Origin of the sequence: Vibrio sp. 10N.261.45.E2 (assembly GCF_002875705.1) — a bacterium.
GTDB lineage: Bacteria > Pseudomonadota > Gammaproteobacteria > Enterobacterales > Vibrionaceae > Vibrio.
In genome coordinates this window covers 1-20664 of record NZ_MCZZ01000016.1, presented here as the reverse complement: position 1 = coordinate 20664, position 20664 = coordinate 1, and the positions used below count along the sequence as shown (strand labels likewise).

The 20664-nt window shown below is 45.4% G+C and carries 19 protein-coding genes; 14 read left to right on the top strand and 5 right to left on the bottom strand.

Annotated features, from left to right (window positions below):
* Positions 1-44: 44 nt before the first annotated feature.
* From hflX to hflC, 3 genes are read left to right on the top strand one after another with little or no spacing between them, the layout of a single operon-like run.
* Entirely contained in the window at positions 45-1352 is a 1308-nt protein-coding gene (hflX, locus tag BCT34_RS00890; protein ID WP_076650856.1) for a ribosome rescue GTPase HflX, read from the top strand.
* Positions 1353-1379: 27 nt separating this feature from the next.
* On the top strand, positions 1380-2582 hold the full coding sequence (gene hflK / locus BCT34_RS00885) for an FtsH protease activity modulator HflK (protein ID WP_076650857.1): 1203 nt from the start codon (positions 1380-1382) through the stop codon (positions 2580-2582).
* A 2-nt stretch (positions 2583-2584) separates the two neighbouring features.
* The gene (hflC, locus tag BCT34_RS00880; protein ID WP_076650858.1) at positions 2585-3562 is read left to right on the top strand and encodes a protease modulator HflC; all 978 of its coding nucleotides are present in this window, start codon (positions 2585-2587) and stop codon (positions 3560-3562) included.
* A 208-nt stretch (positions 3563-3770) separates the two neighbouring features.
* Here the strand turns inward: hflC and BCT34_RS00875 are convergent, their stop codons facing one another.
* On the bottom strand, positions 3771-3959 hold the full coding sequence (locus tag BCT34_RS00875) for a DUF2065 domain-containing protein (RefSeq protein ID WP_010434105.1): 189 nt from the start codon (positions 3957-3959) through the stop codon (positions 3771-3773).
* A gap of 172 nt (positions 3960-4131) precedes the next feature.
* Between BCT34_RS00875 and BCT34_RS00870 the strand changes: the two genes are divergently transcribed.
* Positions 4132-5448 (top strand): adenylosuccinate synthase, encoded by a 1317-nt coding sequence (locus tag BCT34_RS00870; RefSeq protein WP_010434108.1) that lies wholly within the window; start codon positions 4132-4134, stop codon positions 5446-5448.
* Positions 5449-5502: 54 nt separating this feature from the next.
* Here the strand turns inward: BCT34_RS00870 and BCT34_RS24255 are convergent, their stop codons facing one another.
* On the bottom strand, positions 5503-5673 hold the full coding sequence (locus tag BCT34_RS24255) for a hypothetical protein (RefSeq protein WP_155410753.1): 171 nt from the start codon (positions 5671-5673) through the stop codon (positions 5503-5505).
* Positions 5674-5745: 72 nt separating this feature from the next.
* On the opposite strand from BCT34_RS24255, the gene BCT34_RS00865 reads away from it, so the two are divergent.
* Entirely contained in the window at positions 5746-6381 is a 636-nt protein-coding gene (locus BCT34_RS00865) for a tetratricopeptide repeat protein (RefSeq protein WP_061019827.1), read from the top strand.
* Positions 6382-6527: 146 nt separating this feature from the next.
* Here the strand turns inward: BCT34_RS00865 and BCT34_RS00860 are convergent, their stop codons facing one another.
* A complete protein-coding gene (locus tag BCT34_RS00860) occupies positions 6528-7937 on the bottom strand; it encodes an amidohydrolase (protein WP_076650859.1) in 1410 nt (469 codons plus the stop codon).
* Positions 7938-8184: 247 nt separating this feature from the next.
* Between BCT34_RS00860 and rnr the strand changes: the two genes are divergently transcribed.
* The 5 genes from rnr to rplI all read left to right on the top strand — a co-directional run bounded on the left by rnr (position 8185) and on the right by rplI (position 13083).
* A complete protein-coding gene (rnr, locus tag BCT34_RS00855) occupies positions 8185-10686 on the top strand; it encodes a ribonuclease R (RefSeq protein WP_076650860.1) in 2502 nt (833 codons plus the stop codon).
* Positions 10687-10874: 188 nt separating this feature from the next.
* Positions 10875-11615, top strand: a complete 741-nt coding sequence (gene rlmB / locus BCT34_RS00850) for a 23S rRNA (guanosine(2251)-2'-O)-methyltransferase RlmB (protein ID WP_017632696.1) — start codon at positions 10875-10877, stop codon at positions 11613-11615.
* A 247-nt stretch (positions 11616-11862) separates the two neighbouring features.
* Positions 11863-12252, top strand: coding sequence for a 30S ribosomal protein S6 (gene rpsF, locus BCT34_RS00845; protein WP_004741278.1), 390 nt, complete (start codon positions 11863-11865; stop codon positions 12250-12252).
* A 112-nt stretch (positions 12253-12364) separates the two neighbouring features.
* Entirely contained in the window at positions 12365-12592 is a 228-nt protein-coding gene (gene rpsR / locus BCT34_RS00840; RefSeq protein WP_000090472.1) for a 30S ribosomal protein S18, read from the top strand.
* 38 nt (positions 12593-12630) lie between these two features.
* Positions 12631-13083, top strand: a complete 453-nt coding sequence (gene rplI / locus BCT34_RS00835) for a 50S ribosomal protein L9 (protein ID WP_010434182.1) — start codon at positions 12631-12633, stop codon at positions 13081-13083.
* A gap of 199 nt (positions 13084-13282) precedes the next feature.
* On the opposite strand, the gene BCT34_RS00830 is transcribed toward rplI, so the two are convergent.
* Positions 13283-14200, bottom strand: a complete 918-nt coding sequence (locus BCT34_RS00830) for a DUF481 domain-containing protein (RefSeq protein WP_076650861.1) — start codon at positions 14198-14200, stop codon at positions 13283-13285.
* Between the two features lie 176 nt (positions 14201-14376).
* Here BCT34_RS00830 and BCT34_RS00825 point away from each other — a divergent pair, with 176 nt between their 5' ends.
* From BCT34_RS00825 to BCT34_RS00815, 3 genes are read left to right on the top strand one after another with little or no spacing between them, the layout of a single operon-like run.
* Entirely contained in the window at positions 14377-15768 is a 1392-nt protein-coding gene (locus tag BCT34_RS00825; protein ID WP_174571122.1) for a replicative DNA helicase, read from the top strand.
* 6 nt (positions 15769-15774) lie between these two features.
* The gene (alr, locus tag BCT34_RS00820; RefSeq protein WP_076650863.1) at positions 15775-16860 is read left to right on the top strand and encodes an alanine racemase; all 1086 of its coding nucleotides are present in this window, start codon (positions 15775-15777) and stop codon (positions 16858-16860) included.
* Positions 16861-16880: 20 nt separating this feature from the next.
* On the top strand, positions 16881-18089 hold the full coding sequence (locus BCT34_RS00815) for a BamA/TamA family outer membrane protein (RefSeq protein ID WP_076650864.1): 1209 nt from the start codon (positions 16881-16883) through the stop codon (positions 18087-18089).
* Between the two features lie 116 nt (positions 18090-18205).
* Here BCT34_RS00815 and BCT34_RS00810 read toward each other — a convergent pair whose 3' ends face one another.
* Entirely contained in the window at positions 18206-18625 is a 420-nt protein-coding gene (locus BCT34_RS00810; RefSeq protein ID WP_076650865.1) for a secondary thiamine-phosphate synthase enzyme YjbQ, read from the bottom strand.
* 326 nt (positions 18626-18951) lie between these two features.
* Here BCT34_RS00810 and pgi point away from each other — a divergent pair, with 326 nt between their 5' ends.
* Positions 18952-20604: a glucose-6-phosphate isomerase gene (pgi, locus tag BCT34_RS00805; protein WP_076650866.1), complete on the top strand. Its 1653-nt coding sequence runs from the start codon at positions 18952-18954 to the stop codon at positions 20602-20604.
* Positions 20605-20664: the final 60 nt, after the last annotated feature.

Here is a 20664-nt window from a genome sequence, read left to right as displayed (position 1 = left end):
TCGTTCAATTGATACAGCTTGCGCTGTAATAAGGAGTTGGTTGCTTGTTTGACCGTTATGAATCCGGCGAGCGAGCCGTACTTGTTCATATCAACTTCACGCAAGAGGGAGAATGGGAAGACCTAAGCGAATGTGAAATGCTGGTCTCCTCTGCGGGGGTAGAAACGCTACAAGTGATTACTGGTAGCCGACAATCCCCACTCCCTAAATACTACGTTGGAGAAGGTAAAGCCCTAGAAATCGCACAAGCTGTTCAGCTGACCGGTGCTGAAATTGTGATTTTTAACCACTCCCTCTCTCCTGCCCAAGAGCGAAACCTCGAGCAATTGTGTAAATGTCGTGTGATTGATCGCACGGGTTTGATTTTAGATATCTTTGCACAACGTGCGCGAACTCATGAAGGTAAGCTACAAGTTGAGCTCGCTCAGCTTCGTCATATATCTACCCGATTGATTCGTGGTTGGACTCACCTTGAAAGGCAGAAAGGTGGTATTGGTCTTCGTGGTCCAGGTGAAACTCAACTGGAAACCGATCGACGTTTGTTGCGTGACCGTATAAAGGCAATATTGCGTCGTTTAGCGAAAGTCGCTAAGCAGCGTGAACAAGGACGACGTGCTCGTAATCGAGCTGAAATCCCAACAATTTCTTTGGTTGGTTACACCAACGCGGGGAAATCAACACTTTTCAATCGCATCACAAGTGCTGGTGTTTATGCGGCAGACCAACTGTTTGCAACCCTAGACCCAACACTACGTAAGATTGATTTGGCAGATGTCGGGCCTGCAATTCTCGCAGATACCGTAGGTTTTATCCGCCATCTACCACACGACTTGGTCGCTGCGTTTAAGGCAACATTACAAGAGACGCAGGAAGCTGACATTTTGTTACATGTTGTTGATGCCAGTGATGACCGTTTTCGTGAGAACATTCGGGCTGTTCATGAAGTATTAGAAGAAATCGATGCTCATGAAGTGCCAACCCTTGTAGTCATGAACAAAATTGACTGCATGGAAGACCAAAAACCTCGAATTGAAAGAGACGAAGAGGGCGCACCTCGCGCTGTTTGGGTTTCTGCAATGGAAGGAGAAGGTATTGAACTGCTGTTTGAAGCTTTAACTGAGCGTTTAGCTAGCCAGATGGTTCAATTCCGATTGTGTATTCCACATCAACATCAGGGACGTATTCGTAGCTTATTCTTCGAGATGAAATGTATTCAACAAGAAGAGTATGATGAAAATGGTAACTTGTTGATAGATATCCGAATGCAACAAATAGATTGGTCTAAACTTGAAAAAAGAGAAGGGGCGCTCTTAGGTGACTTTATCGTTACCAAAGAGACTGCTACAGTATAACGTCATATCAAATGATGGAGCTTTCTAATGGCGTGGAATGAGCCTGGAAATAACAACAACGGCGATAATAACGGCCGCGATAATGACCCTTGGGGTAATAAAAATAATCGCGGCGGCCGAGATCAAGGACCGCCAGATCTAGACGAAGTGTTTAATAAACTGAGTCAAAAGTTAGGTGGCAAGTTTGGTAAAAAGGGTGGCAACGGTAACGGACCATCTATTGGTGGTGGCGGTGCAATTGGCTTTGGTGTCATTGCCGTTATTGCTATTGCTATCTGGTTCTTCGCTGGTTTCTACACCGTTGGCGAAGCAGAAAGAGCAGTAGTACTTCGACTAGGTCAGTTCGACCGTATCGAAGAACCTGGTCTTAACTGGCACCCACGCTTCATCGATGAAATCAGCGATGAGCAACTCGTCAACGTTCAAGCGATTCGTTCTTTGCGCGCGTCAGGCACCATGCTGACTAAAGACGAAAACGTTGTGACGGTTGAAATGGGTGTTCAATACCGTGTTTCTGACCCATACAAGTACTTGTATCGTGTAACGAATGCAGACGACAGTTTACGCCAAGCAACCGATTCTGCGCTTCGTGCAGTAATTGGTGACTCACTGATGGATAGCATCCTAACTAGTGGTCGTCAGCAGATTCGTCAAAGCACTCAAGAAACACTAAACCGCATTATCGATAGCTACGATATGGGTATTCTTATTGTTGACGTGAACTTCCAGTCAGCACGTCCACCTGAGCAAGTGAAAGATGCATTTGATGATGCTATCGCGGCTCGTGAGGATGAAGAGCGTTTCGAGCGTGAAGCTGAAGCATACCGAAATGACATTCTTCCAAAAGCAACAGGTCGTGCTGAGCGTTTGAAGAAAGAAGCTGTGGGTTACTCAGAACGCACAATTAACGGTGCTTTAGGTCAAGTTGCTCAGTTCGAGAAACTGCTACCAGAATACAAAGCAGCGCCTGAAGTAACACGTAACCGTATGTATCTAGATACAATGGAAAAAGTGTACTCAAGCACCTCGAAAGTCCTGATTGATTCTGAATCAAGTGGTAACTTGCTTTACTTACCAATTGATAAGCTAGGCGCACAAGGTGGCTCTCAGCCGGGTACTCGCCCTGCAAAAGCGACATCGACTTACGATCAAATTGAGTTAGAAAAACAAGCTGATCCAAAGTCTAGCACTCAAACTCGTTCAGACAGTTCACGCCAAGGGAGATACTAATAATGCGTAAATTAATGATCCCTGTATTAGTTGTGACGATTGCCCTTCTATTGATGTCACTGTTTGTGATTCAAGAAGGCGAGCGTGGCATGGTAATTCGTTTTGGTCGAGTTCTTGACGACAACGGCGTATCACGAATCTATGAACCAGGCCTGCACTTTAAACTGCCACTATTTGATCGCGTAAAAGTACTTGATGCTCGTATTCAAACGATGGATGGTCGTTCTGACCGTTTCGTAACGTCAGAGAAAAAAGACGTTCTAATTGATACTTACGCAAAATGGCGTATTGCTGATTTTGGACGTTTTTATCTGAGTACTGGCGGCGGCAATATCATGACGGCAGAAGCACTTCTTGAGCGTAAAGTGACAGATGTTCTTCGTTCTGAAATTGGTTCTCGTGAAATTAAGCAGATCGTGTCAGGCCCTCGTAATAAGGACATCCTGCCAGACTCTGCTGATAGCGAAGTTGTGACAACGGTAGCCGCTGCAGAAGCTCTAGAAGTGGATGGCGAACGTGACAAGATCATGGAAAACGTTTTGTCTGGAACGTCAGAAAGCGCGATGGCTGATTTAGGTGTTGAAGTTGTTGATTTCCGAATGAAGAAGATTAACCTTCCTGACGAAATTAGTGAATCTATCTACCGCCGTATGCGTGCTGAACGTGAATCGGTTGCTCGTAGACACCGTTCTCAAGGTCGTGAAAAAGCAGAAGTTATCCGTGCTCAAGCTGAACTAGAAGTAGCAACAGTTCTTGCTGAAGCGGATCGTACAGCTCGAATCACTCGTGGTGACGCGGATGCAGAAGCAGCGAAGATTTACTCTGATGCTTTCAGCAAAGATCCTGAGTTCTACGGCTTCATGCGTTCATTGCAAGCTTATGAGACATCATTTAGCGATAAGAGCGACATTCTAGTACTGGATCCGAAGACTGACTTCTTCCAATACATGAACCAAGCGAGCGGCGCTCCAGCAAAATAAGCTGATGCGTTAGCGAATGCTTAACTCAATAAGCAAAATACGTTAAAACGCAAAAGGCTCTCATCATGGGAGCCTTTTTGTTTTCTACGGCTTATCTAAGAGCGAGACATGTTTGCGGGTTCACTATTACGGCACTAAGGAAGGCGCTTAACAGAGTGGTACTTATAAACAGGCTCGTACTTATAAGCAGAGTAGTACTTATAGGAACCTAGCGGTAAGTCATAAAGGCGATAACGGCTCCAGCCACCACAAGACAACCGCCAATGCGTCGCAGTTGCGTGTCTGGTTGCTCGCTGAGTTGCGCGACCATGTTTCTCCAGCCATTGGGTGCAATCAAGGGACCGAGCCCTTCAACAATAAGTACGAGCCCAATAGCGAGCCAAATTGATTGAGACATGGTGCTGCCTTTTGTCTGTAAAAAAGCAATGATATCAGTATCTTCATACATTCGCCTTCAGTTATCGCTGGTTTATTTTTGTACAGCGTTAACGTTTATGGACAAAAAGTGACTGCAAGAAGTGTGATTCAGTGCTAGAATCCATTTTTAATTAGCAACAGAAATTGGAAAGATGGGAAATAACGTAGTCGTTCTAGGCACCCAATGGGGTGATGAAGGTAAAGGTAAAATCGTTGACCTTTTAACTGAAGATGCAAAATACGTGGTTCGCTACCAAGGCGGTCACAATGCAGGTCACACACTTGTAATTGACGGTGAAAAAACCGTTCTTCACTTAATTCCATCAGGTATCCTACGCAATAACGTTAAATGTGTTATTGGTAACGGTGTAGTATTATCGCCTGACGCACTTCTAAAAGAAATGAAGCCTCTTGAAGATCGCGGTATCCCAGTACGTGAGCGTCTTTTCATTTCTGAAGCTTGTCCTCTAATTCTTCCGTACCACATTGCAATCGACAACGCGCGTGAAATCGCTCGTGGCGCTAAAGCTATCGGTACAACGGGTCGTGGTATCGGTCCAGCTTACGAAGATAAAGTTGCTCGTCGCGGTCTACGCGTTGGCGACCTTTTCGATAAAGAAGCATTTGCTGAGAAGCTAAAAGAAGTTATGGAATTCCACAACTTCCAACTAGAGCACTTCTACAAAGCTGAAACAGTAAGCTACGAAGAAGTTCTTGAGCAAGCGATGAGCTACGCAGACATGTTAACTGCGATGGTTATCGACGTAACTGACGAACTAGACGCAGCACGTAAGCGCGGCGACAAGATCATGTTCGAAGGTGCTCAAGGTACGCTACTAGATATCGACCACGGTACTTACCCATACGTAACGTCTTCTAACACGACTGCTGGTGGTGTTGCTGCAGGTTCTGGTTTCGGTCCTCGTCACATCGGTTACATCCTTGGTATTACTAAGGCTTACTGTACTCGTGTTGGTTCAGGTCCATTCCCCACTGAGCTATACGATGGCCTTGAGAAGCAAGACCCTGTTGGTAAACACCTAGGCGATGTTGGTCACGAGTTTGGCGCAACAACGGGTCGTCTACGTCGTACTGGTTGGTTCGATGCTGTTGCTATGCGTCGTGCAATCCAAATCAACTCTCTATCTGGTATGTGTCTAACTAAACTAGACGTTCTAGATGGCCTAGAAGAACTAAAAATCTGTACTGGTTACAAGATGAAAGATGGTTCTATCCTAGAAGTTTCTCCAATGGCTGCTGAGTCATTCGAAGAAGCGACGCCAATCTACGAAACAATGCCTGGTTGGTCTGAAAACACATTTGGTGCTAAATCTATCGACGCGCTTCCACAAGCTGCTCTAGATTACATCAAGCGTATCGAAGACCTAACGGGTGTTCCAATTGATATCGTATCAACTGGCCCAGACCGTAACGAAACTATCATCAAGGTTCACCCATACGGCGCATAATGCCCGCTGAGTGATTGCCACAGCACATAAAGTGCTTTGATAATTAAATCGTTTCTAAAAGCCGACTTTATTAAGTCGGCTTTTTTGTACCTGTAATTTGAAAACGAAGCCGTCTTTGGTGATCTTTTGAACGCCATCTGGCAAAATATTGCCCATTAGCGGCAAGTTTTGTCTAAAGCCATCAGGGTTATTGCCGATACAGATATCATGGAAAGTGAAGTTCACCCTGTTTCGTGCGTGTAGAAACCTTCTGCACCCTTAATAGATAACTTTGACGACAGATAAAAGAGTGCAGGTATGAAGCTACGAATTGTGGCAGCTTCATTGATAATGGCGCTGAGCTCACCCTTGAGTCATGCAAATTTGGCTGATGTGGGAGAGCCTGTTCCAATATATACAGAAGCTGAATTGATTAATTTAATCGAAAATAATCAACATCTAGAGCGAGTGAAAGCTGATAAGTGCCAGTTAGTTGAAGATATCGTTGCTCGTGCAACGCGTATAAGCTTGCCTTCTTATGAGTTTTTATACGGTGATATGTTGGCTTGGGGTGTGTGTGTTCCACAAGATGTAGAGCTTGGCCTTTACTATATGGAAAACGCAGCACATCAAGGTTTGCCCGCTGCACTAGAGCAGTTAGGTCGTTATTACTCTCGTGGTACTTTGGTACAACAAGACAAAGAGCGTGCGATTCCGTATCTACGTGAAGCGGCCTCTATGGGGAACTTAAGTGCGAGCATTCACTTAGCGGAACTCTTGCTGCGTGACTACGGTAGTCCATTGGATTATGAAGATGCTTACCGTTGGTTGTATAACTCAGTAACGGCAGACCAAAGACAACATAAACGTATCACTGTGCTTCGTAGCGGTCTGGAACAGAGAATGCCAGACAACATTATTGCTCGGGCAAAGCGTCGAGACGTGTTTTGGTAAAGCGATGATTAAATTAGAGTTGATGATTAATAACTGCACTCGTTAACCATCTATCTCGATATAAAAAATACATTTAAAAAGGCCTCGCAGATGAATATCAGCGAGGCCTTTTTTGATCATTTACTTACTGTGATTGATATGAGGGGCTACTGAACAACCTCACCCGACTCAATTACCGTTTCACGAACAACCTTAGTGAAATCGAGTGCTTCTTGACGGATCTTATCTTCGTCTACCGTTAGCATGTCGCGATCTTGCATGATGATCTTGCCATCAACGATGGAGTGACGAACATTGCCTGAGTTAGCTGAGTACACCAGTGCTGAGTATGGGTTGTATACTGGAACCATGTTTGGCGCTTTGGTATCGATCACTATGATGTCGGCGAGTTTGCCTGCCTCAAGAGAACCGATCTTATCTTCCATGTGCAGCGCTTTTGCTGCGCCCATTGTCGCCATGTCGATCACTTTGATCGGTGGCATCGCAGCACGATCTTTGTTCACTAGCTTGTGAACCTTGGCTACTTGGTTGAACTCATCAATTGTACTCAATGTGTTACCAGACATAGGGCCATCGGTACCTAAACCGATACGTACGTTTTCGTCGTACATTTTAAGCGCTGGTGATACACCTTTTGCTGACTTGATGTTGGCACTCATGTTGTGAGCTACGCCCATATCTGATTTCTTCACCAGTTCGATGTCATGATCGTCCACTAGGATCATGTGTGCACCCACCAAGTTCTTGTTGAGTGCACCAATGCTGTCCATGTATTGAACCGGGGATAACCCATCAGAACGCTCTGCGATTTTCTCTTCTTCACGGTGTGATTCTGCAAGGTGAATCATTACTGGCACATCTAGCTCTAGGGATAGCTTAGATATTTTTTGAAGGATCTCTGTGGTGTTGGTATAAGGCGCATGCGGTGCAAACGCTGGTGTGATGCGTGGGTGATCTTTGTATTCTTCAATGAAGTTCAACGCGTATTTGATGCCTTCTTCTGCGTTAGCTGCATCGGCCACAGGGAACTTAATCACAGTTTCACCTAGGATGGCACGCATACCGATCTTATCGACAGTTTTTGCGACTTCATCTTCAAAGTAGTACATGTCGGCGTAAGTTGTCACACCGCCTTTCACCATTTCAACGTTACCTAGGTTGGCACCAATGCGCACCATATCTCGCGATACCAGCTTCTTCTCTAACGGGAAGATGTAGCGGTGTAGACGATCTGGCACATCATCGGCCAACGAACGGAAAACTGTCATTGATACGTGAGTATGAGTATTGATGAGGCCTGGCATCACGATATCACCATCAACGTCCAACACTTGTTTCGCTTGGTACTGCTTCTCTAGTGAAGCATCACCTACCGCAATGATTTTATTGTCTTTTACGACAACTGTTCCGTTCTCATAAACCGTTTTATCTTGATTCATGGTGAGAACCATCGCATCGGTAATCATCAGATCAGCTTTTTCCATTGCTGAACTTGCGAAGGGAAATAGAGCTAGGCTTGCCATTGCTGAAGCCAATAAGGTGCGTTTTAGTTTCATATCATACTCAGAACAGGAGTTGGTAAAGTGCGTGGATAATAGTGTATTTCATTCATGGCGCAAACGTTTGTTTTATCGTTTGTTTGATTTTTTGATGATAGTCCACGTCTATGAAGTGATGTTTCACAAAGTGAAGATATGTATCAATCTTAGGTTATTTGAGTGTTTTCCAAAGCATATCTGTAGCTTACCCCTAGCATCAGATATACTAGGGGTATATACCTTCCTTGCTTAAGCAGGCCCGCCTATGTCAAAAAACACACCAATGTCAGAAAACACGACAGCGACAACCACTGTTGATCCTTTTGCCGACCGAGAGTCGAAAAATTACGATAACCCAGTACCAAGCCGAGAGTTCATTATTTCGTTTCTAACAGAAGCGAATATCCCTATGAACCGCAACGATCTATTCGAAGCTTTGGGTCTTGATGGAGAGGAGCAATATGAAGGGCTGCGTCGTCGTTTACGTGCAATGGAACGTGATGGACAGCTTATCTTTACTCGTCGCCAGTGCTACGCATTGCCTGAGAAGATGGAACTGATTAAAGGCTATGTGATTGGTCATAAAGACGGTCATGGTTGGGTTCGCCCAGACGGCAGTGTCGGTAAAGATAACGATATCTTGCTGCCACATCACCAGATGAAAACAATCATGCACGGTGACTACGTGCTGGCTCAACCTACTGACAACAGTAAGCGTGGTCGTCGTGAAGGCCGCTTAGTTCGTGTTCTTGAGGAGCGTAAAACGCCACTTGTTGGCCGCTTCTTCCTTGAGTATGGCCATTCTTACGTGGTTGCTGATGATTCGCGTATCAGTCACGACATCCAGATTCCTACTGAGCATAAAGGCGGTGCTCGAATGGGTAATGTGGTTGTGGTTGAAATTACGGATCGCGGCAGTCGTTCTCGCAACATGATGGGTAAAGTGACTGAAGTTCTTGGTGAGAACATGGCACCGGGTATGGAAACGCAGATTGCGATTCGCACTCACCAGATCCCACAAGAGTGGCCTGAAGCGGTAGATAAGCAAATCGAAAATCTTGGTGAGCATGTTCCGGAAGAAGCAAAAGAAGGGCGTGTAGACCTGCGTAAACTACCATTGGTTACTATTGATGGTGAAGATGCGCGAGACTTCGATGATGCGGTTTACTGTGAAGCGAAGAAAGGCGGAGGCTGGCGCCTATGGGTAGCGATTGCTGACGTAAGTTACTACGTTCGCCCAGATACCGCGCTAGACAAAGAAGCAATTAACCGTGGTAACTCGGTATACTTCCCGTCACAAGTTGTGCCAATGCTGCCAGAAGTGCTGTCTAACGGCCTGTGTTCTTTGAACCCACAAGTAGACCGCTTATGTATGGTTTGTGAGATGACTATCTCAGACAAAGGCAAGCTCTCGGGTTACAAGCACTATGAAGCGGTAATGAACTCTCATGCTCGTCTTACTTACAACAAAGTAGGTGCGATTTTGGATGGCAATGAAGAGCTTCGTGAGCGTTACGAGCCAGAAGTGCCGCATCTTGAAGAGCTGCACAAGATGTACAAAGTACTTAAGAAAACGCGTGATGAACGTGGTGCGATTGAGTTTGAAACGGTAGAAACCAAATTTATCTTCAATGCGGATCGTAAGATTGATCGTATTGAACCAGTCGTTCGTAACGATGCGCACAAGATCATCGAAGAGTGTATGATTCTGGCGAACATCGCATCGGCGTCTTACGTAGAAAAAGCGAAAGAGCCTGCTCTGTACCGTGTTCACGAAACTCCGGGCGAAGAGCGCTTAATGGGCTTCAAGAGCTTCTTAAGTGAATTAGGTTTAACACTGGAAGGTGGCCTGTCGCCATCTCCTGTTGATTACGCACAACTGATGCAACAGATTAACGAGCGTGATGACCGTGAGTTAATCCAAACCATGCTACTGCGCTCAATGAAGCAAGCGGTATACAACGCGGATAACGCAGGTCACTTTGGTTTAGCGCTTAAACGTTATGCTCACTTTACCTCGCCGATTCGCCGTTACCCAGACTTGCTATTGCACCGCGCGATTAAGTACCTTATTGCGAAAGAAGGCGGTCGTAACAGCGAACGTTGGACGCCAACGGGTGGTTACCACTACACTTTCGATGATATGGACTTCTACGGCGAGCAGTGTTCTATGACTGAGCGTCGTGCTGATGATGCAACGCGTGAAGTGAACGACTGGTTGAAGTGTGAATACATGCAAGACCACGTCGGCGAAGTGATGGATGGCGTGATTGCCAACGTGACTGGCTTTGGCTTCTTTGTGCGTCTCACTGAGCTGCACATTGATGGCTTGGTACATATCTCTGCACTAGCGAATGATTACTACCAATTCGATGCTGTTGGTCAGCGTCTAGTGGGTGAAAGCTCAGGTAATATCTACCGCTTGGGTGATTCGGTTAAAGTGAAGGTTTCTGCGGTTAACTTAGAAACTCGCCAAATCGACTTTGACTTAGAAGACACTGATCGTCAGCCGCGTGGTAAAGGTAAAACAGCCAAGAAGCGTGCAGCAGAAGCGATGAAAAAGGCAAAAAGCAAGAAGCGCTCAGCGGTGAAAAGCAATAAGCCGGGCGTATCAGCGAAGCCTATGGTTGAGCCAACGAAGCGACCAGATGGAAGTAGCGAAGGCCCGGCTAAGAAGAAAAAGTCATCGAACAAAACTGGCGCTGCTAAAGCGCGCGCTAAGAAAAAGCGTGCAGCAAGCCGTAAGCCAAAGGCTGATAAGTCTTAAGACTGATAAACCTTAAGGCTAATAAGGCGCTTTGCCAATCAGGTTTAGCGTCTCACTCATTTAATATGAGCGTATTTAAATGCGAGAGTAGCTAGCGGAAGAGGCACACTCTCGAAATAAACAATACAGAGATGAGTACGTCGGGTTTGATGATGTTCTTCTCTGGGCAATAAGAGTAAGTTGAGACAATGAGTAACGAATTTATTTACGGTATTCACGCGGTGAAAGCCGTACTAGAAAAAGATCCAGCCCGTTTTATCGAAGCGTATGTATTGAAGGGTCGCCAAGACGAGCGTCTTCTTCCACTACTGAACCAACTGCAGCAGTTTGGTGTGTCGATTCAACAGATGGGTCGCAAGCCGCTTGATGAGAAAGCACAAGGTGCGAATCACCAAGGTATTATCGCTAAGGTGAAGCCTGCTAAGCAGCTCAACGAAACTCACCTAGACGATATCCTAGCGCAGCACGAACAGCCATTGTTGTTGGTTTTAGATGGTGTAACAGACCCTCACAACCTAGGTGCTTGTTTACGTAATGCAGATGCCGCGGGTGTCGCTGCTGTTATCGTACCGAAAGATCGCTCTTCACCGCTTACTGCAACGGTTAGCAAGGTAGCATGTGGTGCGGCTGAAACGGTTCCTCTAGTACGCGTAACTAACCTAGCTCGCACAATGCGTGCGCTGCAAGAGCAAGGCGTATGGTTTGTAGGTACGGCAGGTGAAGCTACGCATGACATTTACCAAGCGAAACTAACAGGCCCGCTTGCTGTTGTGATGGGTGCAGAAGGTGACGGTATGCGTCGTCTAACGCGTGAAACCTGTGATGACCTGATCAAGATCCCGATGGCTGGTAGCGTATCAAGTCTGAACGTGTCAGTGGCTTCTGGCATCTGTCTGTTCGAAGCGGTACGTCAGCGCCTAGCTCAGTAATAGATTGAAAATACACGGATATTAAGCGCTCATTACTTAGGTAATGGGCGTTTGTTTTATCGGCTCAAATTGATTGGAAATTGCGAAAGAAAAACTGTTTCATTATTCGCCAAATATCACTTGCCAATACCAAGCTCTTTCTATAATATTTGCCGTCCTTAAAACTCGGTCATTTATCTTTAGTTCCTTGCTTCCTCTGGACGACCGGGCCACTCGTGGAAGCTAATAATCCGTAAGGAGCAACCAAATGCGTCATTACGAAATCGTATTCATGGTTCACCCTGATCAAAGCGAGCAAGTTGCTGGCATGATCGAGCGTTACACTGGTTCTATCACTGAAGCTGGCGGTACTATCCACCGTCTAGAAGACTGGGGTCGTCGTCAAATGGCTTACCCAATCAACAAGCTTCACAAAGCTCACTACGTTCTTATGAACGTTGAAGCTGGTCAAGAAGTGATTGACGAGCTAGAAACTGCTTTCCGTTTCAACGATGCAGTTCTACGTAACATGATCATGCGCACTAAAGGCGCTGTGACTGAGCAATCTATTATGCTTAAGCAAAAAGAAGAGCGTGCAGAGCGTGCTCCTCGTCGTGAAGAGCGTACAGAAGCTAAACCAGAAGCAGCTGCTGAGTAATTCTTTTTTGGCTTAAGGCCTTAAAAAATTCTCAACTTGTTTTAGGTCGTTGATAGTTATTTCGATAATTGTGAAAGACCGCTTTACTAAATTTAAGATCAGGAGATAGCCCATGGCTCGTTTCTTCCGTCGTCGTAAATTCTGCCGTTTCACTGCAGAAGGCGTACAAGAGATTGACTACAAAGACGTAGCAACTCTTAAAAACTACATCACTGAAGCTGGTAAAATCGTACCTAGCCGTATCACTGGTACAAGCGCTAAGTACCAGCGTCAACTAGCTCGCGCTATCAAGCGTTCTCGTTACCTAGCTCTACTACCGTACACTGACAAGCATCAGTAATCGGTAATAGTTAATAATAGTTTAAGAGGACTAAGATAATGCAAGTTATTCTACTTGATAAGATCGGTAACCTAGGTGGCCTTGGCGACCAAGTAAACGTTAAATCTGGTTACGCTCGTAACTTCCTTATCCCACAGGGTAAAGCAGTTATGGCAACTAAAGACAACGTTGCTATGTTCGAAACTCGTCGTGCTGAACTAGAAGCTAAAGTTGCTGAGCAACTAGCTGCTGCTGAAGCTCGTGCAGAGAGCGTTAACACTCTAGAAGGCGTTACAATCGCTTCTAAAGCTGGTGACGAAGGTAAACTATTCGGTTCTATCGGTACTCGTGACATCGCTGACGCTATTACAGCGGCAGGTGTTGCAGTAGCTAAGAGCGAAGTACGCCTACCTGAAGGCGCTCTACGTAACATCGGCGAATTCGAAGTAAGCATCCAACTTCACTCTGAAGTTTTTGCTACTGCGAAAATCGCTATCGTTGCAGCTGAGTAATTTCAGTACCAAGACGAATTCTTTCTTTTGAAAGTTTTAAACACCAGCTTCGGCTGGTGTTTTTTTATGCCTGGAATATAGGAAAACACAAAGAAGGGTTACGGTAAGTAAAAAGCTTATGGTGATCCAAAAGCTGTTAGGTCTGAACAAGTCGTTCTTAAGGTTAGATGTGGTCTTAAGATTAGAATTGCTCTTGGAACTAGAATTGAAAGAGCAGGTTAATCGACAACACTGAGTCTTCTTTGCTTAATCCGTCAGGTACCTTATCGTGGTACTGTCGAGAATGAGCGATTTTCAGTGCGATATTGTCAGTAATATCGTTAATGGCCTCGAGTTCGGTATCAAACTTTAGGTTACTGTGACCAGATACCAGCGTCACGTCTGCCTTAAGTTGCAAATTCTTCAATACCTGCCAAGACGTATTCACGTTGCCACGAAAAATCGCTTCTTCAACAATCTCAGGGAAGATGATGTCATCATCGTCGATCTCATCGAGGTTTGGCTCTTGGTAACGAAAACCTGGGCCCACTTCGACTTCCAACACAAACTCTTCGGTATTTGAAAACTGGTAACCCAGACCACTCGAAATGGTGTAGTCCTTAAAGTAAGCACTGTACCGTGAATCGACACCTTTGAAACTGCCGTAAAGGTAGGTTTTTGGGCTTAACTTGTAGTCACTCTGAGCCGAATAAGTTGATTGCCTTTTATCTTCTTCGCCATCTTTGTAGAGGTTGTAGTATTTCCATTCACCACTGGTTCTATGACGACCGGCCGTGTACTCACCGTTAAGGCGTGCGTTTAGCGATCGTGAATCCGAATTGCCAGTATGCGACTGATATCCAAATTCCACTTCTGTTTTTAGTGGGCTCGGTAGTTCTGTGTCACTCGTATCACTCGGTGCGATATCCAACTCTTTTTCTTCAGGAGTCGGTGCAACGACGATCGGCTCAGCATTAGTTTCTGGTACGACTATAGAGTCGAGAATAGAATCAACAGAGGTATTAGCATCAACAGAGGCTTTAGTATCATCAGCTAAGGCCAACGGAGTGCTCAGGAGACCGATGCTTAGAAGACTAGAGCTTAGAAGACCAGTGCTCAGAGCCAATAATTTGGACACGCATACCTCTAGTTATACAGTGAGTGAATGGCAGGATCGTAATGCTACCCTTGGTTAATTCCGTCAGCAATAGGTAAATTCTTCCTTAAGAATAAAACAAACTCATAGGATCGGATTACAAACGTATGTTCTTGGGTATAATGAACGATCATTATTAGTTATTGAGTGTAGTCATAGTGGATACCAAAAGTCAGAAATCAGCCAACGATCAGGTGGACGCCATCAAGGTCCCGCCACATTCATTAGAAGCTGAGCAATCTGTTATTGGCGGTTTGTTATTAGATAACGAACGCTGGGATACGGTTGCCGAAAAGGTTGTGGCCAAAGACTTTTATAGCCGTCCTCACCGTCTGATCTTTGAGGCGGTAAAGGATATCCTTGAAGAAAGTTCTCCACTGGATCTTATTACACTCTCTGAACATTTAGAGCTTCGTGAACAGCTTGAAGAAGTGGGTGGCTTTGCTTACCTTGCTGACCTTGCGAAAAACACCCCAAGTGCAGCAAACATCAATGCCTATGCGGATATCGTGGCGCAGCGTGCATTGGTGCGTAGCCTGATCGGTGTGGCAAATGAGATTGCGGATTCTGGTTATGACCCTCAAGGTCGTACATCGGAAGAGCTTGTTGATCTGGCTGAAAGTAAAGTTTTCGCGATTGCCGAAGGCCGAGCAAGTGAAAACGAAGGTCCACAAAACGTTGATAGCATTTTAGAGAAAACACTTGAACGTATCGAAATCCTATATAAAACACCACAAGATGGTGTGACAGGGGTTGATACGGGCTTCAACGACCTCAACAAGAAGACCGCTGGCCTGCAAGGTTCTGATTTAATCATTGTCGCGGCTCGTCCATCGATGGGTAAAACCACGTTTGCGATGAACCTGTGTGAAAATGCGGCGATGAAGCAAGATAAGCCAGTATTAATCTTCTCGCTAGAGATGCCAGCCGAACAGCTGATGATGCGTATGCTTGCGTCACTTTCTCGCGTAGACCAAACTAAGATTCGTACCGGTCAGTTAGACGATGAAGATTGGGCTCGTATCTCGTCGAGTATGGGTATTCTGATGGATAAGAAGAATATGTATATCGATGACAGCTCGGGTCTAACGCCGACAGAAGTGCGTTCTCGTGCTCGACGTATTGCTCGTGAACACGATGGTATTTCTCTGATCATGATCGATTACCTTCAATTAATGCGTGTTCCTTCATTATCAGATAACCGTACTCTTGAAATCGCCGAGATTTCTCGCTCATTGAAAGCGTTGGCGAAAGAACTGAACGTTCCGGTTGTCGCACTTTCTCAGCTTAACCGTTCCCTAGAGCAACGTGCTGATAAGCGCCCAGTTAACTCGGATTTGCGTGAATCGGGTTCGATTGAGCAAGATGCCGATTTGATCATGTTTATCTATCGTGATGAGGTTTATAACCCAGATAGCTCATTGAAAGGTATTGCTGAGATTATCCTTGGTAAGCAACGTAATGGTCCGATCGGTTCGGTTCGTCTTACGTTCCAAGGTCAACACTCCCGATTTGATAACTATGCAGGCCCTGCATTTGATGATGAGTAATCGCTAATGACTTACATGAAAGCGGCGACGGCGAGCATTGACTTAAACGCGCTCGAACATAACCTGAACCAGATTAAGTCGAAGGCTCCTCAATGTAAGGTTATGTCTGTTGTGAAAGCCAATGGCTACGGGCACGGCCTGCTTCATATTGCCAAGCATTCAAAGAGTTCTGATGCTTTTGGTGTGGCGCGTATTGAAGAAGCACTACAACTTCGTGCTGGTGGCATTGTTAAACCTATTTTGTTGCTGGAAGGATTTTACTCTTCGGGCGATTTGCCAATTCTGGTGACCAATAACATTCAAACTGTGGTGCATTGTGAAGAGCAACTAAGCGCGTTAGAGAATGCAGATTTGGAAACACCCGTCGTGGTATGGCTAAAAGTCGACAGTGGTATGCACCGATTAGGGGTTCGCCCTGAGCAATACCAAAATTTTGTTGAGCGTTTACATCAATGTGCGAACGTAGCGAAACCTCTGCGTTACATGAGCCACTTCGGTTGTGCAGACGAACTCGATAGAACCACTACTGTAGAGCAGACTGAACTGTTTTTGTCTCTTACTGATGGTTGTGAAGGGGAGCGCTCACTTGCAGCTTCTGCGGGTTTGTTGGCTTGGCCTGATAGTCACCTCGATTGGGTACGTCCTGGTATTATCTCTTACGGTGTGTCGCCGTTTGTGGATAAATCAGCGCAAGAACTTGGTTTTTTACCTGTGATGACCCTGACCTCACATCTCATTGCAGTTCGTGATGTGAAAGCGGGTGAAAGTGTCGGTTATGGTGGGAACTGGACCAGTGAGCGTGATACTAAGGTTGGTGTTATCGCGATTGGTTATGGCGATGGCTACCCTCGCACCGCACCGAACGGCACGCCAGTGTTCGTTAACGGTCGAAAAGTACCGATCGCAGGACGAGTATCAATGGACATGCTAACGGTTGACCTAGGTCCTGATGCTGCAGATAAAGTCGGTGATGAAGCGACGCTGTGGGGGAAAGATTTACCTTCAGAAGAAGTCGCAGAACATATCGGCACTATCGCTTACGAGTTAGTGACTAAGCTGACTTCACGTGTCGCGATGGAATATGTGAAGTAGCTATGGATTCAGTACAGTAAATGATATTCAAGCGAACCACTCGACACCTACTGATGTCAGCAATGGCATTACTTGGTGTTAGCTTTTCTTCTTCAGCCTTGAGCGAAGAAAAAGACTCAGCCTTTGTCCCTTTCTACTTCAGCACTGAAACCATGGGTAATACCTTTGGGGTTGCTGGTGTAGCAAAGGGTGTTTGGCAGCCTCAAGCCGCTCTGTTTGGCATGGCACTTTATTCAGATAAAGACAGCTATGTCGGTTTCTTATCAGCCTTTAATTTCGCATTGTCTGAAAACGTGTTGTTCAGTACTCAGATGTACCAAGCTCGCTTCAACGACAACCCGTATTACATTGGTTCTCAAGGCGACAACGATTCATCCATTGATGACAAAACCATTGCCGATGGCTTAGAAGAAAACTATCAGTTTGAGTTTAAGTATCTCCTGCCATGGGGCAATGTCGCAGAGCATGGTTTACTGGGGGCTTTCCAACCCATCAAAGATGTGAGCTTTGCTTCCCCTGTCGAATCGGGTGTCAGCTCTATTATCTTCACGCCTTTTTATACTGCTCGTGAGCTCGAAGGTTTAAATAACAGTGAAGAAGCAACAGGCTTTAGTTTGGCGTTTGATTGGGATAACCGTGATAGTACACGTAACCCAACCAAAGGTTCTCATACTAACCTTGAGTTCACCACCGGTGCAGATAGTTGGTCTAACGATGACTTGTGGTTGAAGTGGACGTTCCAAAATAGTCAGTACTTCGCTTTGGGTCCGTTAGGGGACTTATTCGACCAACAAGTTTTAGCATTCGATTTCTATACGGCGGATACACCGACTTGGGATAACTGCTCTGGGCAAGATTGCGCTCGTCCGCCTGAGACAGAACAAGCTCGATTGGGTGGCTTGTATCGATTAAGAGGTTATACCGGAGGTCGCTACCACGGACGTTCTGCAGTTCATTACTCTGCTGAGTACCGAGTGCTTCCAGATTGGCAACCGCTTGGTGATATCCCACTGATTAACTATTACGACTTACCTTGGTGGCAATGGGTGGCGTTTGCTGAAGTAGGGCGTGTGGCTGATGAGTACGATATCAAAACACTGCATACCGATATGAAATGGAGCCTAGGCGGCGCGGTTCGTTTCCAAGTGGAAGGTATTGTCGTTCGTGCTGAATTAGCGCGAGGCGGTGACGAAGGGACCTTTAGAGTTATGATAAACCAGCCCTTCTAAAGTATTTAGCCTACAGTAGGCTAAATACTATCTTGATAAGAGTGGTCGTGGAAACACACCACTCTTTTTATTTATAAGGCATTGTCTTTATTAAAAAGATTTAGCTTTCAAGCAGTCTACTCACCTTGAATAGTCGCAATCACCGTGCGGCTGCCACCACAATCTCGATGTTCGCCTAAGTAAATACCCTGCCATGTTCCTAAAGCTAAACGACCATTGCTAATAGGAATTGCCACACTGGTGCCAAGTGTCGATGCTTTAATGTGGGCGGGCATGTCATCATCGCCTTCATAGGTGTGTCTGTAGTAGGGCGCTCGCTCAGGGATAAACTTATTGAAGTGCGATTCCATATCGGTACGGACGGTCGGGTCTGCGTTCTCATTCAGCGTGAGGCTGGCAGAGGTATGTTGGATAAAAAGATGTAATAAACCAACAGATAGAGAATTGATGTCGTGTATCTGTTGTTCAATTTCATCAGTAATGAGATGAAATCCACGCTTTCGTGCATTTAGGTGTATAGTCTTCTGAATCCACATACGCCATCCTTTATAATGTATTTGGAAAAAAAGTGGTTTAACGCTATCTTTTGAACTTGAATTTATCAGGTCTCGCTCACATTTAATTATGTTAGAGCTAGAGTCTGTACCGATTCCTCCTTCAGGAAATCGAATCCTGATTTATCTCAAGGTACAGCTCTTCATATACGGCATAATACGTCGTGAAAAAAAATTACAAAGAATCTTTCAGTGGTGACGCGGTTTGGTCATCACAGAAAAATATAAACTTTCGCCTAATCGGGGGTTCTATTCATCACCCAGGTGACGTTTAGAATAAAACCTACAGTAACATCGGGATAGATACCATGTTGAAAAATATCAACCCAACGCAAACACAAGCGTGGAAAGCTCTAACAGCTCATTTTGAGTCTGCTCAAGATATGGATATGAAAGAGCTGTTTGCTCAAGATGCAACGCGTTTCGAGAGCTTTTCTACTCGTTTCGGTTCTGACATCTTAGTCGATTACTCTAAGAACCTTATCGATGCTGAAACGATGCAGCACCTATTTGCTCTTGCGAACGAGACTGAAGTTAAGTCTGCAATCGAAGCAATGTTCGGTGGTGATGCAATCAACAAGACTGAAGGTCGTTCAGTACTTCACACAGCTCTACGTAACCGTAGCGACAACCCAGTAATGGTTGATGGCAAAGACGTAATGCCAGCTGTTAACGCTGTACTAGCTAAAATGGAACTGTTCACGCACCGCATCGTTTCTGGTGAGTGGAAAGGTTACACAGGTAAAGAGATCACTGATGTTGTGAACATCGGTATCGGCGGTTCGGACCTTGGTCCATACATGGTGACTGAAGCGCTAACACCATACAAAACTCGCCTAAACATGCACTTTGTTTCTAACGTAGACGGCACTCACATTGTTGAGACACTTAAGCCTCTAAACCCAGAAACAACGCTATTCCTAGTTGCATCTAAAACATTCACTACTCAAGAAACAATGACGAACGCACACTCGGCACGTGATTGGTTCTTGGCTGAAGCGGGTGACAACGCACACGTTGCTAAACACTTCGCTGCACTATCAACAAACGCAACAGCGGTAGCTGAGTTTGGTATCGATACTGACAACATGTTCGAATTCTGGGACTGGGTTGGTGGTCGTTACTCACTATGGTCTGCAATCGGTCTTTCTATCTCACTATCTGTTGGCTTCGATAACTTCGTAGAGCTACTAGAAGGTGCTCACGAGATGGATAACCACTTTGCTTCAACTGAGTTTGAAAGCAATATTCCAGTAATCCTTGCGCTTATCGGTATTTGGTACAACAACTTCCACGGCGCTGAGTCAGAAGCAATTCTACCTTACGATCAATACATGCACCGTTTTGCTGCTTACTTCCAGCAAGGCAACATGGAATCGAACGGTAAGTTTGTTGACCGTGAAGGCAACCCTGTAGAGTACCAAACTGGTCCTATCATCTGGGGTGAACCTGGTACAAACGGCCAACACGCTTTCTACCAACTGATTCACCAAGGTACTAAGCTGATCCCATCAGACTTCATTGCACCTGCTATCAGCCACAACCCAGCATCTGATCACCACCAAAAGCTAATGTCTAACTTCTTTGCTCAAACTGAAGCTTTAGCTTTCGGTAAAACAAAAGAGACAGTAGAAGCTGAATTCCTAGCGGCTGGCAAAACTGCAGAAGAAGTGGCTGAACTAGTACCTTTCAAAGTATTTGAAGGTAATCGCCCAACGAACTCAATTCTTGTTAAGCAAATCAACCCTCGCTCTTTAGGTAACCTAATCGCGATGTACGAGCACAAGATCTTTGTTCAAGGCGTTATCTGGAACATCTTCAGCTTCGACCAATGGGGTGTAGAGCTTGGTAAGCAACTAGCAAACCAAATTCTTCCAGAGCTTGCTGACGACGCACAAGTAACGTCTCACGACAGCTCAACAAACGGTCTAATCAACGCATTTAAAGCGCTTAAAGCTTAATTGAGTTGATAGCCTAAAAAGAAACGCCAACCTTCGGGTTTAATGCCGATCGTTTAAGAA